11 protein-coding genes are annotated in these 13,989 nt (G+C 71.6%); 2 read left to right on the top strand and 9 right to left on the bottom strand.

Translation table 11 applies throughout. The annotated features are described in order from the left end of the window. Positions 1 to 26: 26 nt before the first annotated feature. The 3 genes from OEB96_RS11340 to OEB96_RS11330 all read right to left on the bottom strand — a co-directional run bounded on the left by OEB96_RS11340 (position 27) and on the right by OEB96_RS11330 (position 2,953). Entirely contained in the window at positions 27 to 1,571 is a 1,545-nt protein-coding gene (locus OEB96_RS11340) for an ATP-binding protein (RefSeq protein WP_266215576.1), read from the bottom strand. A gap of 133 nt (positions 1,572 to 1,704) precedes the next feature. Next, positions 1,705 to 2,349 (bottom strand): hypothetical protein, encoded by a 645-nt coding sequence (locus OEB96_RS11335; protein WP_266215575.1) that lies wholly within the window; start codon positions 2,347 to 2,349, stop codon positions 1,705 to 1,707. A 94-nt stretch (positions 2,350 to 2,443) separates the two neighbouring features. After that, entirely contained in the window at positions 2,444 to 2,953 is a 510-nt protein-coding gene (locus OEB96_RS11330; protein WP_266215574.1) for a hypothetical protein, read from the bottom strand. 226 nt (positions 2,954 to 3,179) lie between these two features. On the opposite strand from OEB96_RS11330, the gene OEB96_RS11325 reads away from it, so the two are divergent. Further along, positions 3,180 to 4,571 carry a S41 family peptidase gene (locus OEB96_RS11325; protein WP_266215573.1) on the top strand — a complete coding sequence of 464 codons (1,392 nt, stop codon included), beginning with the start codon at positions 3,180 to 3,182 and terminating at the stop codon, positions 4,569 to 4,571. A gap of 79 nt (positions 4,572 to 4,650) precedes the next feature. On the opposite strand, the gene OEB96_RS11320 is transcribed toward OEB96_RS11325, so the two are convergent. The 5 genes from OEB96_RS11320 to OEB96_RS11300 form a co-directional block, all read right to left on the bottom strand. Further along, positions 4,651 to 7,653, bottom strand: a complete 3,003-nt coding sequence (locus tag OEB96_RS11320) for a WD40 repeat domain-containing serine/threonine protein kinase (RefSeq protein WP_266215572.1) — start codon at positions 7,651 to 7,653, stop codon at positions 4,651 to 4,653. Between the two features lie 2 nt (positions 7,654 to 7,655). Continuing rightward, a complete protein-coding gene (locus tag OEB96_RS11315) occupies positions 7,656 to 8,555 on the bottom strand; it encodes an FHA domain-containing protein (protein WP_266215571.1) in 900 nt (299 codons plus the stop codon). Between the two features lie 45 nt (positions 8,556 to 8,600). Then, positions 8,601 to 9,848 carry a glucose-1-phosphate adenylyltransferase gene (glgC, locus tag OEB96_RS11310; RefSeq protein WP_266215570.1) on the bottom strand — a complete coding sequence of 416 codons (1,248 nt, stop codon included), beginning with the start codon at positions 9,846 to 9,848 and terminating at the stop codon, positions 8,601 to 8,603. Positions 9,849 to 9,937: 89 nt separating this feature from the next. Beyond that, positions 9,938 to 10,585, bottom strand: coding sequence for an RNA polymerase sigma factor (locus OEB96_RS11305; protein WP_266215569.1), 648 nt, complete (start codon positions 10,583 to 10,585; stop codon positions 9,938 to 9,940). 82 nt (positions 10,586 to 10,667) lie between these two features. After that, positions 10,668 to 11,618 carry an EF-hand domain-containing protein gene (locus OEB96_RS11300; protein WP_266215568.1) on the bottom strand — a complete coding sequence of 317 codons (951 nt, stop codon included), beginning with the start codon at positions 11,616 to 11,618 and terminating at the stop codon, positions 10,668 to 10,670. Here OEB96_RS11300 and OEB96_RS11295 point away from each other — a divergent pair. Beyond that, positions 11,617 to 11,739, top strand: a complete 123-nt coding sequence (locus OEB96_RS11295; RefSeq protein WP_266215567.1) for a hypothetical protein — start codon at positions 11,617 to 11,619, stop codon at positions 11,737 to 11,739. The genes OEB96_RS11300 and OEB96_RS11295 overlap by 2 nt on opposite strands. 105 nt (positions 11,740 to 11,844) lie before the next feature. Here OEB96_RS11295 and OEB96_RS11290 read toward each other — a convergent pair whose 3' ends face one another. Next, positions 11,845 to 13,977 carry a serine/threonine-protein kinase gene (locus OEB96_RS11290; protein ID WP_266215566.1) on the bottom strand — a complete coding sequence of 711 codons (2,133 nt, stop codon included), beginning with the start codon at positions 13,975 to 13,977 and terminating at the stop codon, positions 11,845 to 11,847. Between the last annotated feature and the right edge of the window lie 12 nt (positions 13,978 to 13,989).

The following is a 13,989-nucleotide window of genomic DNA, read 5'->3' as shown; positions in this document are numbered from 1 at the left end:
CTACCCCGCTGGGGTGATCGCGACCCTCACGCTCGTACGACGACCACTCTGCGCCCCCCGGGGCTCGTCCTGGTCTCCGCGTTCGTGCGCTCGGCGAGCGCCACGTCCGAGCGGCGGTCGAAGATCACCAGCCACCCATGGTCCAGCCCAAGACCGGCGAGGTAGCGGTCGAGCTGCTCGAGCCCGGTGGGCAACGGATCGGGCCGGCCCTTGCGCCAAACCTTGAGCTCGACGGCGAGGGTCCGATCATGGTGACGAACCAAGAGGTCCATGCGGCCCGAGCCGATCGCATACTCGCGCTCGATGCTGCCACCGCCGTTCACCACGCGGTGGAGGAATGCCAACAGGACCAAGTGGGGGGCAACCTCGTGGTAGGGAGCGGCGCCGAACAAGGGCTCGGCGTGCTGTCGCCAGAACCCGAGGAATGCGGCCAGCAAGCGGTCCTCGTCGAGTTTCCCGTCGGGGCCGAGCCACGTGGTTCGGATCTGGGGGAGCGACGCGATCGCGATGCTGGCGAGGGCGTTGGGGATCACCTCGCGGTAGATCGGGTTGGCGACCACCAGGCCGCCCCCCTCGGAGTGCCGCACGAGGCCGAGGTCCTGCACGTAGCGCAGATCATCCTCGGGCATGAGACCGAGCGCCGTGCCCGCGAGGATCGGCTCGATCACCTGGCGGACCCGCGGCTCGCGGAGGCGCTCGGCCAAGCTGTCGAGGTGCGTATCCTGGCGGCGGATCAGCACGTCCTTGGCCGCATCGACGTGAAGCTCGGTGATCGTCTGCAAGGGATCGGGCACGAGCTCTTCCACGATCTCCTTGGCCAGCGCGTTGACGAGCCACGGCTGTCCGTCGGTGAGCTCGAAGGCGCGACCAACGGCCTCGGGAGAGAAGGCCTGACCGGTCTCCTCGGTGTGCTGGGCATAGAGCTCGGCGACCTCGTCGGCCGTGAAGTTGCGGAGCGTCAGCGAGGCATCCTTGATGTTGAAGGGGCTGGCGCTGTGCGACGATCCATCGGAAGGATCGAGCTTGTAGTCGCGGACGTCGCGGAGCCCAACGAGCGCGAGCGCATGGGGGAAGTCGTGGGGGTGATCGGGATAGCCGTCGCGGAGCTGGCGAAGGACCGAGACGAGGAGCGGGCCCTGTAGAGCGTCGATCTCGTCGAGGAAGACCACGAGTGGGCGCGGCGCCGCACGAGCCCAGGCCTGCAGCGCACTCGCGATGCGGCGGCCAGGCGAGGTGTCGGGCCATGGGGGAGGCTGGAGATCTCCGGGTAGCCGCGATTGGGCCCGGCCTCGCCAGGCGTCCAAGATCGCCAGCTCTGCGGCGCCCGTGTCGTCGAGGAATCCCGCTCCCACCTCCATCGAGAGCAGCACGGCGACGTAGCGACCCTCGGACGTGAGCTCGTGGGCGAGGGTCAACAGCGCGGTGGTCTTGCCCACCTGCCGCGGCGCGTGGAGCACGAAGTAGCTCTCTTGGTCGATGAGCCGCCGTACCTTGGGCAGGCGTCGCATCACCGGGAGCATGTAGTGGCGCTCGGCATTGCAAGGACCGGCGATGTTGAACCAACGCGGCATGGACGAGGTGCACGGTCGCGCGTGCGGGCGCCGAGCGCAAGCTCGATGCGGTGAGCCATCGAGGTCCGGCGCCAGAGCCACTGGAGACCATACCGACCGGCCGCGCCACTCGTGCTCGAGTCGGTCGAGTCGGCTACGCCTCGGGCAGCGGGAGCGCCGTGCCCTCGCGGGCGAGGTACACCACCATGCGCGGGCGGCCGTCGGGCTCCGAGCCGTCCTCGACGTACAGGCACACATGACAGGTCTCGGAGCGCGCGAGTGCGTGGGTGAGCTCGCGGTAGGCGTCCTCGTCGCGCAGCACGCTCGTCAGACGGCACATCGAGTTGCGACAGGCCACCTCCTCGATCGCCGAGCCCTCGGGGAGCATCGCGAGCGTCACGCGCTCGATCTCGACCGCGGCCGCCGAGGCCCACCGGCCATCGATGGGCTCGTTGGTGAAGGCGTCGGCCACATGCGTGGTGACCCGCTCGATCGCCGCCGCCTCGTCGTGCGATCCGGGCTCGGGTGGTTCGGGCGGCTCGACGGGCTCGGCCGGCTCCGCGTCGTCGTCGTGGCGCGGGCGCTCGACCCAGCGCGGTGGATCGAGCGGCGCCGACCGGATTCCCGACGAGCGGGTGGGCGAAGGCATGGGGCGAGCTTGCGAGCGAGTCTCCGCGGTCGAGACCTGCGGCCGTGCACCGTGCGTGCCCGCGTCGCCGTGCAGCGCCAGCCAGGTGATCGAGCCGAGGCAGGTGAGCCCCAGTAGCGCCAGGGAGATCGTGGTCGTCTTGGTGGTCATGGGAATCGATTCCTTGGGGAGCAGCAAGGAGCACACCGCTCGGCCGCCTCGCGCGGCCGAGCGGTGCGTCCATCGAGGAGCGCCTGGTCTGGCGTCATTGGTCGTAGTGGAAGGCCGAGATCCCGCCCTTCGTACCGCCGGTGAACGCGGGCAGATCGCAGTCCACGTGCAGGTTGCCGTGGGCTGGAATCGAGATCTCATACTGGTTCAGGGCCAGGGCTCCGTAGGTCGCCTGCCCCCGCTCGCCATAGACGCTCATGTGGAGGACGCCGGTATCGGTGGTGCTGACGATCCAGCACTTGACCACGCTCGTGCCCGTGCCGCGGCCGTAGATGCTGAGGTTGTTGTGCACGTTGCCGCTGGTGTCGATCGGCGCATCGAAAAGCCACTTGCGGGGCGTGTTGCACTGGTTCTCGAGCATGCTCCAGTTGTTGATGAAGCAATCGGCGTCGCTGTGCCACCAGGCCTTGCCGTCGAGTGGAGTGACCCCGCGGGCCTCCACCTCCGGGGCGCCCGCGGTCATGGCCGCGATCATCGCCAGCCCGAGGCCGCAGGTCAGCAGGCGTCGGCTCGTCCTACGAGCATTCGTGTGTTCGATCTTCATGGTGTGTTCCGTCGTTTCGTTGGGAGACGTGAAAGGGTGGAGCGCTCGTGAGCCCGACCCTCGCGATCGGGACTGGGGGCGCGCACGATCTGGGGGTTGCCGCGGGCGAGCCGGCTGATCACGACGCGGTCGAAGAAGTGCCCTCCGCCGCGCAAGGGCGCTGGCGCACCACGGGGGCGGTCGGGTGACCACGGCGCCGACCCCAGGCTGCTAGACTGCCGCCCGCATGCGCTCCCGCCTCCGTCCTCGCCTGCCCTCCCTGGCCCTCGCGCTCGCCTACCTGGGCCTCGGGCTCGGCGCGGGCATCGGCATTGGTGCCAGCCTGCCGACCGAGGCCGCCCCGGCCGGCGCCCCGCCCAAGACCTACTCGCGCTACCAGAAGCTCGACGTGTTCGCGCGCGCGCTCGCGGTGGTCGAGCAGTACTACGTGCGCCCTGTGGACGACCAGCAGCTCATCTACGCCGCGCTCGAGGGCATGATGAGCCAGCTCGATCCGCACACCCAGTTCCTGCCCCCGCGCGAGGCCAAGCTCTTGCGCGAGGACATCGAGGGCACGTTCGGCGGAGTGGGCATGGTGGTGGTGCTCGGGCGCAAGGACGACGGCGATCGCTTCCTCGAGGTCCGCGACGTGATCCCGAGCAGTCCGTCGGACCTCGCCGGAGTGAAGGTGGGGCACCGCGTCGTTCGCATCGCGGGCCAGCCCATCGCCGACTTCGGCGACCTCGAGCAGGCGATCGTGAAGATCCGCGGCAAGCCGGGCACCAAGATCTCGGTGACGATCGAGGACCCCGAGCGCGGGCTGCTACGCACGATCGAGCTGACCCGCGCCATCATCGATCCTCCTGCGGTCGAGGTGGACTATCTCGGCGAGGGCATCGGCGTGCTGCGCCTGCGCGACTTCACCGAGGACTCGGCCCGCGAGCTGGCCGATGGGATCGCCGCCCTGCGCACCCAGTCGAAGTCCGGATCGGGCGAGGGCGAGCTGCAGGGCGTGGTGATCGACCTACGCGACAACGGCGGCGGCCTGCTCGACGAGGCGGTGCGGATCGTCGATCTGTTCGTCGACAAGGGCATCATCGTGCGCACCCGTGGCCGCCAGGGGCTGGTGCTCGACGAGAGCCGCGCCACCCGAGCCGGCACCGAGCGCGACCTGCCGCTGGCGGTGCTCATCAACAAGGGCTCGGCCAGCGCCTCGGAGATCGTCGCCGGCGCGCTGCAGGACCACCGCCGCGCGGTGATCGTGGGCGAGCGCAGCTACGGCAAGGGCTCGGTACAGGCGCCCTACGAGCTCGACGACGGCAGCCTGCTCAAGATCACCACCGCGCTCTACTACACCCCGGCCGATCGGCTGATCCAGGCCAGCGGGATCACCCCCGACGTCTACGTGGGCGCGGTGTCCCCCGAGGTGGGCACGGCCGCGATGCCCAACCGCGACAGTCGACCCGAGCTGCCCTCGGAGCGCCAGACCCCGGGGCACCTTCGGCCCGAGGACTTCGATCGCGACAGCCCGCCCCGCGTGGACGAGTCCGAGGCGGTACGGGCGGCGGGCGACGACCTGCAGCTGCGCGCGGCGGTTCAGCACCTGCGAGTGCTCGCGCGCATCGAGAGCCACGGGTGAGCCTCGCTCGCGCCCGCCTCGGATGCGGACCTCGTGGGCGCGGCCCGGGAACATGGTGGTGGCCCGCTCCATCGACCCCTCACGGGCTCCCTGCCTCGCCGGCCTGGGACCGCAGCAGCGCGTCGAGGGTCGTCCCCCACGCGTGCTCGGCCTCGGCGAGCAGCTCGGCGGCGGGGCGCTCGAGCGCGACCATCGACCACTGGCGCACGTCGCCGTCCCAGCTCCCGCTCACGAGCCACTGGCCAGCGCCATCGAACGCGAGGGCCGAGACGCGGCTGCTGTGCCCTCGCAGCGCCGCAAGTGGCTCGAGGGTGACGGTGGACCACACCGAGAGGCTGCCGTCGTGGTGGCCCACTGCGACGTGACGCCCGTGGGGCGCGAGCGCGAGCTCGGTGATCGAGCCCTCGGGCACGGCTGCGTGGCGCGAGCGTCCTTCGGCGTCGATCACCTCCAGGCCGGACCGACTGGCGACCACCACGAGCTGGTCGCTGCCCGCCACCGCCACCGCATCGGGGCGCTGCACGATCGTCCGAGCGGGCTCGTCGGGGCCCGCGGGTAGTCGCAAGATCCGACCGTCGGCCGCGAGCACGGTGGCCCCGCCCCGATCGGGATCGCTCTCCATGTCGATCGCCCGGATCCGCAGGTCGGGTGCGGGACTGTGCTGGGCCACCCCGTGGTGCCAGGCCACGATGCCCCCCCGGTAGGGGGCGAGCCGCAGCGATTGCTCCCGCAGCCACGCCACGCGCAGCCCGGGGCTCCCCGCCAGCGTGGAGGACGAAGCGAGCGCGTCGAGGTCGAGCAGGTGCACCAGCTCGTCCTGCGCACACACGGCCACCGCATGCCGACCATCGGGGGCGATCTCCACGTCCTTGACCACGCTCCAGTGCAGGGCCAGCTCGGCCTGGGTCTCACCGTGCTCGACCCCGGCCAGCCGCACGCGACCATCGCCGTGCGCGGTGAGGATGGTGCGACCATCGGGTGACAACGAGAGCGCCGAGATGCCCTGACCGGTGGACCGCACGTGCGGGCGGACCGGCTGCGTCGGCAGCTCCCAGTCCTCGATCGTCGATCCGATCAGCCGCAGCGAGTGCCCCCCGTCGAGCCACCGCACCCGCACGCCCCGCGCGGCCAGACCAACCACGGGAGCCCCGCTGGCCAGCTCCCACACGTGCACGCTGCCGCGACCATCCGAGAGGGCCACGCGCGTCGCGGTGAGCGCGAGGTCGTGGGGCGTGCTGGCGTTGGTCTCGAGCACTCGCACGATCCGCTCCTGCTCGAGGTCGAGCACGACCGCGTGGCCCCCCGTGGATGCCACCGCCACGAAGCGCTGGTGGGGGCTCGAGAGCGCCAGCAGCAGCGGTCCCCCCAGCGAGGCGGGCACGCCCGGGAGCTCGCGAAACCCGTGCCGCGGGCTCCACAGGAGCATCCCGCCATCGTGGCATGCGATCACGCGCGAGCCGTCGCTGCGGGCTCCGATCGCCCCGGGAGCCACGTGCCCCCGAGTGCGACAGTGCTCGGTGACCTCGACCCTCCGCCGCTCGACGTCGACCCAATGCTCGGCCGTACCGACCACCCATGCCACCCCACCGTGCTCGCTCGCGAGGATCTGCTTGGGGTGCGAGCTCTCGACCCGGAGCACCTCTCGACCCCCGGGACGCCGGGGGTCGATCATCGCGAGGTCCTTGCCGGCATCGACCAGCGCGGCGCCATCGTCCAGCAATGCCAGCGGCTCGCCGCGGATCGCGAGGGGTTCGACCGCATCCCATGCCGCCCCGGGGCCAGCCACGCGGATCTCACCGTTGCGTGCACATGCGATCCGATCGCTGCTGCTGGACACCACCACCCGGTCGCACGGCGGCATGTCCCTGCGCCCCACCAGCCGAGGCCGCACCGTGGGATCGAAGCGCGCCAGCACGCCGCGCGCCGTGACCGAGGGGCCGTGGGTCAGCGCCCCGGCCGCGAGCAGCTCGGCGTGCGACCCGATGCCCTGCTCCATGGCCCCCAGGGCCTGCGCGACCTCGACCCGCGCGAGGCCGTGCTCGGCGCGGTCGAGCGCCGCCAGGGCGACGCGCTCGGACTGCTGGGCGCGCGCATGCTCGGCCGCCGTGCGCCGCACCCCCACGCCGATCGCCACCCCGATGCCCACGATCGCCAGCACGGCGATCACCAGCGGCACGCGATGCGCCGCCCAGATCCGCATCACCAGCTCGCGCACGCCGTAGCGATGAGCAGCCACCCGCCGCCCCTCGAACCACGCCTCCACGTCCTCGGCCAGGGCGTGACCGTCGGGGTAGCGATCGGCGGGCAAGGGCTGGGTGGCGCGCACCACGATCGCCCACAGCTCGGAGGGCACGCCCGGCCCGGGGCGACCGTGACGAGCTCCGGTCACCAGCTCTCGCAGCGTGACCCCGAGCGCGTACACATCGGCCGAGGGCTCCAGCACCTCGCGCCGCGCCTGCTCGGGCGGCATGTAGCCCGGCGTGCCCACCACCCCGGGCGGAGCCACGCCCGCGGGCCCGGCCAGGCCCCAGTCGACCACCAGCGTCTCGCCGAAGCGACCCACCAGGATGTTGCCCGGCTTGAGATCGCGGTGCAGCAGCCCCTGGCTGTGCGCGTAGGCGATGGCCTCGCACGCATCGAGGAAGTGTCGGACCAGGCGCAGGCGCTCGGTCAGCCGGGGCCGCTCGCCCAGCGCCTCGGCCAGGGACCGCCCCTGCACGATCGGCATGGTGTAGAAGGGTCGGCCGTCGGCCGTGATGCCCGCGTCGTGGATCGCCACGATGCCCGGGTGGGCCAGACCCGCGGTGAGGGTCGCCTCGGCCACCAGCTGCCGCTCCGCGGAGCGATCGCACCCCACCGGAGTCTTGATCGCAACGGTGCGTCCGAGCCGGCGATCGTGGGCCGAGCGGATCTCGCCCATGCCCCCGCGGCCGAGCAGGCCTCCATCGGCGTAGCGCAGCGGCTCGGAGAGTTCGAACGAAGTGCGCTCGTCGACCGGATCCCCCGGATCCCCGGCATCGCCGGACTCCGAGACCAGCCCCAGCGACGCCCCGCTACGCGGATGCGGCACGTCCTCGATCACGGTCAGGTTCGGTCTTCGACCACGTCGTACGGATAGAGCAGCAGCTCGACCTGTCCGGCGCCGTCGGTGTGCACCAGGTCGGCCCGCACGCGTGCGTCCTTGAGCTTGCGTCGCAGGCGCGACAGCGTCACGTCGAAGCGCGAGCGTACGCCGTTGGCCGGAGCATCGTCGGGCCACAGCAACCCGGCGAGCACCGTCCAGTGGGCGGGCCCACCCAGCGCAACCAGCTCGGAGATGATGCGGGCATGCACGCCCCCCAGCACCAGCACGGCCGCGCCCTCTCGGTGCACGTGCACGGTGTCGAAGTTGGCGAGGAGCCGTAGCGGCGCTTCGACGCCTCCTCCGGCGCGGGTCGGCGACTGACCGGCCGCATCGAGCGGGATCGCCACCGCGCGCACCCAGTGCCCGGCCAGCTCGAGCTGGTCACCGGGCTCGAGCGAGCGCGGCGGTCGGCCTTCCACGCGCAAGCGCCACGATGCCCCGGTGCTCCAGACCCACGCCGCCGCGTGCTCGACATGACCCGCCTGCAGCCGCAGCCCTGCGCTCGCGTCGATCGAGGCCACCGGAGGCAGGGCCTGCCGGGGCAGCGAGGGCCCCTCGAGCCCGAGCACGAAGCCCGGCAGGTGCACGCCCACGACCTCGATCGAGAGCCCGCGGGCGAGCACGATCTCCACTCCGGGTCGCAGTACCACCTCGTTGACCGGCCGCCCGCGCAGCGCCAGACCGCCGCGCAGCGCGATGAGCCGCAGCTCGCCCTCGCGCAGGCTGACCATCGCGTGCGCCTCGCTGACGCGCGCGTCGTCGAGCGGCATGGCGGCCGACCACAGCCGACCCACGAGGTCGCCGTGCACGAGCTCGTGGAGCGCCCCGTCGGGCGCCTGAAGGGTGGCGTAGGCCCGCACGGGGGCCGTACGCCAGACCGGGTGCGCGCTATTCCGACGAGCGGCTCAACCCTCGGGGAGCTTCTGCTTCTTGCCCAGCGCCACCACCCCGCCCTCGCTCACGATGAAGCCGCGCGCACGATCGGCGTCGTGGTCGATGCCCACGGTGGCGTTGGCGGGAATTCGTACGCCCTTGTCGATGATGGCTCGGCGCACGATCGCCCCCTCGCCCACGTCGACGTCGTCGAGCAGGATCGAGTCCTCCACGGTGGCTCCGCCCCCCACGCGCACCCCGGTGGACAGCACCGAGCGATGCACGGTGGCGCCGCTCAAGATCACCCCGTTGGCCAGGATGGTGTCGGCCACGTGTCCCGCCCCGTACTTGCCGATGGCCACGATCTTGGGCGGCGGCATCGCGCGCACCATGGTGTGGATCGGCCAGCGCTCGTTGTAGAGGTCGAACTCGGGCAACGGCGCCACGAGGTCCATGTTGGCCTCGTGGTAGGCATCGATGGTCCCCACGTCCCGCCAGTAGTGCTTGGGCGGCGCCTCGCCGGGAACCTCGTTGGTGTTGAAGTCGTAGACATGGGCCTCGCCCTGCTCCACGAGGGCGGGGATCAGGTTGCCGCCGATGTCGTGTCGGCTGCCCTCGTCCGAGGCATCGCGATGCAGCGCTTCGAGCAGCACCCTGGTGGTGAACACGTAGTTGCCCATGGAGGCGAGCATCATGTCGGGCGCCTCGGGCAGGCCCGGGGTGCTGGCCGGCTTCTCCTTGAAGGCAGCCACCTTGCTGCCCTCGCCGCGCTCGATCACCCCGAACTGGTCGCACTGATCCCGGGGCATGCGGATGGCCGCAATCGTCAGCCCCGCGCCCGACTCGATGTGGTGGTCGAGCATCTGCCGGGGATCCATGCGATAGACGTGGTCGGCCCCGAACACGAACACGTACTCGGGTCGCTCGTCGTCGATGAGGTTGAGGTTCTGGTAGAGCGCGTCGGCCGAGCCGCGGAACCACGTGGGACCCTTGCGCATCTGGGCCGGCACCGAGGTCACGTAGTTGCCCAGGAACGCCGACAGACGCCAGGTACGGGCCAGGTGCACGTCGAGCGAGTGGCTCTTGTACTGCGTGAGCACCACGATGCGGCGGTAGCCGCCGTTGGCCAGGTTCGAGAGCGGGAAGTCGATGAGGCGGTACTGTCCGCCGAACGGGACCGCCGGCTTGGCGCGATCGCGGGTCAGCGGCATCAGCCGCTTGCCCTCGCCACCGGCGAGCACCACGCTGAGGACCCGGGGACGCCTGTCGGCTTCGCGCATCGGGCATGATGGTGCACCATCACGGGGCCGGGCGCGAAGAATCGCCCGTCACGGGATGCCCACGCCCAGCGGGCTCGCGCGGGGTGCGGTCAGCCCGCTGCGCCGTCCCGCACCGAGCGGGCCCAGTCCTCGAGGTTGGACAGGGTGCTCTGCACCAGCCGGGGGTCGGCCGACAGCCGCCCCACCTCCGCCTCGAGCAGGGCCTTGGCCCGGCGGATGCGGGTGCGCACCGTACCCTCGGGAACGCCGAGGATCGCGGCGATCTCGGGGGCCGGCAGCGGCTCCCAGAAGTACAGCTCGAGCAGCACCTGGTGCTCGACGGGGATCTTGCGAAGTCCCTGTAACAATAGTCGCTGCTCGTGCTGGTCGGCCAGCACCTCGACCGGGCCGGCCGCGAGCTCGAAGATCGAGGTGACCCCGAAGTCCAGCCGCTCCTCGTCGCGACGGACCCGGCGGTAGTGGTTGCGCAGCACGTTGTAGGCCACGCCGAACACGAAGCTGCGAAAGCTGCCCTCGCCGCGGAAGCGTTCGTGCCGGTCGCCGGGGCCGCCCGTTGCCTCGAGCAGCCCGAGCACCGTCTGCTGGATGAGGTCGTCGAGGCCGTCGCCGCCCGGCCCCACCTTGTTGCGGAAGAACCGGGTCAGCGCCTTGAAGTGCCGGTCGAACAGCTGCTCACCCGCCCGGCGATCGCCGGCTCGCCAGGCGGCGAGCAGCTCGTCGTCGGTGGCGGCCGTCACCGGGCCACGATAGCAGAGGCTCGCAGCCCTCTGGTGGGGAACGGCAGCAGGGCCGCGAGCTCGGTGCCGCGGGCGCGAGCGCCTACCAGCACGTCAGGTGCAGGTCCACCACCTCGCCCACCGCGAGCGCGCCGCTCTGCGTGCGCAGCTCGATCGTGGCGCGCTCGTAGCCGCAGTTGCCCCGGTCGTCACAGGTGGCCTGGCGCCGAAAGCCGAGGTCGATGGCCTCGACCGTGGTCTCGCGGAGCGGGCGCAGCTCGGCATGGGCACCGAGGCGATCGCCGTCGAGGTCGCTCCACAGCACCAGCTCGCCGAAGCGCTGGTCGGCGGCGGTGATGCGACCGTCGCGATTGGTGTCGAGCTCGGCGAGGGCCTCGAACCCGTGCTCGGCGTACCCACCGGCGGACATCGGCGTGGCGCTGCCGAACAGCTCGCTGCCGTCGCGGATGAAGCCATCGCCGTCGCGATCGAGGGCCAGCCAGGGGGCAGTGGGCCAGTCGGTGCTCATGCAGGTGCCGTCGGTCGAGAGGTCGAACGACATGGCCGAGGCGGGCGACAGCTCCACCGGGGCACCGTCGAGGCTCACCACCAGCGGGGTGTTGCAGTCGGGCTCGGACCACGAGTACTCGTGGAACGCCTCGCCATCCCAGTAGCAGATCGAACCGACGCAGCCCATGTCATAGCCGTCGCCGGGCTCGCACTCGGGTGGAGTGGTCGAGCACGGTGTGTAGAACTCCTCGCCATCGACCACGATGCAGTACTCGACGCCGGGCTGGCCATCCTGGGTGGTGCACTCGTAGCCGCCCCAGTGGTTCAGGTCGCAGACCTGAGCTGCGTCGGGCTTGGTTTTCGGCGGCGAGGCGGGGTCGTCGGGCGAGCCGGGACCAGGACCGACGGGCGGGCCGGCCACGCCCGGGTTCTCCGTCAGTTCCTCGTCCATGTCGTCGTCTGGACCCTCGACCTCGGGATCGCAGGCGCCGAGCAACAGCAGAGGCAGGAAGGGCAGGAGGAACGAGGAGCGAAGCCAAGCCATGGCCGGCCCACGATGCACGCATGGTGCCAACCGCCCGGAGGCCGAGATCAGCGGCGTGGAGGCGATGGGAGGGGCGGCGGCCTACGACACCGGTGTCGCGCCCATGTCCCGTACGCCCTGATGCGAGCGTGTCGCGGCGTCGATGCATCGATCCACGCTCGTCGCCTCCAAGTCGCCCCGCAGCCTCGGATAGGCTAGGCCGCGAGGACCCACGCGATCACCCCTCTCACTTCGGCTCGGGGTACAGCGCCAGCCGCTCGCGGCAGAACCCGACGATCGGCTCCCCCTCCAGCCCATGCTCGGCGCCCTTCTGCACGCAGTAGGCATAGGTGGCCCGGGCCATGTTGCGGGGCTCGGCCGCGAACGAGTCGAGCGCCCCGCAGTAGGCCGTGCGCTGCTCGGCGCTCAGGCCGGCCGGGGCGGGAGTGCGAGCGAGCGCATTGGAGGCGGTCTCGCTCACCATGCCGCTGCGGGCGGCGGCCACCAGCGTCCATCGGTGGTCGCCCATCTTCTTCACCGCGGCATACGACTGCAGAAGGCGCGCGCCGTCGGTGGTCAGCTGCGTATAGAACAGCTTGAACGCGGTCTCCGACAGGGCCTTGGCCTGGGTGAAGTCGATCTCCGCGGGCACCTCGAGCGTCAGCAAGCCCTCGAGCTCCGCGTCGGCGAGCTGGACCTGCGCGCGGGCGATCGCGTCGACGAACGCGGCGCGGGTCTGCTCGTCGTTGGGCGGGGCCACCCCGCCCAGGGTCGTGGCCGCCCGTAGGTTCTGCTGCGCGGCATTGGCCTGCGCATGCGCGCGCTCGATGCGTTCGATCCGACCGCGGGTGGGCGTCGAGCACGGCTCGTCCGAGGCGGCCACCGGCTGCTCGACGATGCACAGGTCATGGGTGGCACGCGGATCGGTGCACGAGCGACGCCACTGCACGTCGCCCGCCGCCGAGTGGGCGACGGCGCGGTGCACCTCGGAGCCATGCTCACCAAAGCGCTCGAGGAACACCTCGGCGGCGGCCAGCCGCGCATCGTCATCGGCGGCCGCGAGGATCGCCGCGAACGCCTCGGCCTCGGCCTCGGTCGTGGCCTCGGCCGCCCCCGCGAGCACGCGCTCGTCGACCACGTCCTTGGAGACCCACACCATCGGGCCGCTCGCGGCGGCGGCGGAGGTCGTTTCGTGCTCGGTCGTGCCGGCCGACATCACGAACAAGCCCGCGCCGAGCCCGGCCGCCATCGCGCCCGCCACGATCGCGCGAGCCCGTCGCTTGGGTGCCCGCACGGGCGCGGGCACGAGCGCGCGGGTGGACTCCAGCGCGCGGATGAGGGCGTCGAGCGACTCGGGCCGCTCGGCGGGCTCGCGCGACAGGCCCTGCTGGATCAGCGTCGCGAGGGCCGAAGGCACGTCGCTCGCCCCGAGCGCATGCGGCCGACCGGTGAGCACCGCCGCCGACACCGAGGCCGCATCGTCGCCATCGAACGGCCGCCGCCCGGCCAGCGCCTCGTAGAGCGCCACGCAGAACGCGAACACGTCGGTGCGCGCGTCGACCGAGGCCCCCATGAATTGCTCGGGGGCCATGTACGCGGGCGTACCCAGCAGCTGTCCGGTGAGGGTGAGGCTCGCCTGGTGGGTCCGCTCGTCGGCCTGGGCCGAGCCCGCCGCGCCATCCGAGCGCACCTCGGGATCGAGCGAGTCGGAGGTCTTGGCCACCCCGAAGTCGACCACGCGCACGCGACCATCGTCACCGATGAGCACGTTCTCGGGCTTGAAGTCGCGGTGCACCAGACCGGCACGGTGGGCCGCTTGCAATCCGCGGGCGGCCTGCACGAACACATCGTAGAGCGCGGTGCGAGCGGGGCCGGCCTCGAGCCACGCCCGCAGGGTCTTGCCCTCGACGTACTCCATGGCCACGAACACGCGGTCGTCGTCGTGAAGGCCCACCTCGTGCACCGCCACCACGTTGGGATGCGACAGCTTGGCCAGCGCCCGAGCCTCCTGCAGCATGCGCTCGCGGCCGCGCGTGCGATCGGCCCGCAGCACCTTGAGCGCCACCTTGCGATCGAGCTCGGGGTCGTGCGCCACGTAGACGGTGCCCATGCCACCGCGGCCGATCCGTCGCAGCACCTCGTACTTGCCGATCGTCACCCGGCCATCGGAGCCGAAGATCCGCGCCTTGAGGTCGCGATGCAGCAGGCGATCGTCGAGGCTGGCCGCCACCACGCCGTCCTGGGCCCCCAGGGTGTCCACGTTCGAGGCGCGCTCGGCCTCGTGCTCGTCGGGCTCGGTCTCCAACCCCACCTCGTGAAGCGATTGTCCGGCGGGCGAGAACGTGTGCAAAGCGTCGAGGGAGAGAGCGGGCTCGTTCATCGCGGGGGCGGT

This window comes from Paraliomyxa miuraensis, from assembly GCF_026337845.1.
In the GTDB taxonomy this organism is placed as follows: Bacteria; Myxococcota_A; Polyangia; order Nannocystales; family Nannocystaceae; genus Paraliomyxa; species Paraliomyxa miuraensis.
This window is presented reverse-complemented; position numbering and strand designations above follow the sequence as displayed.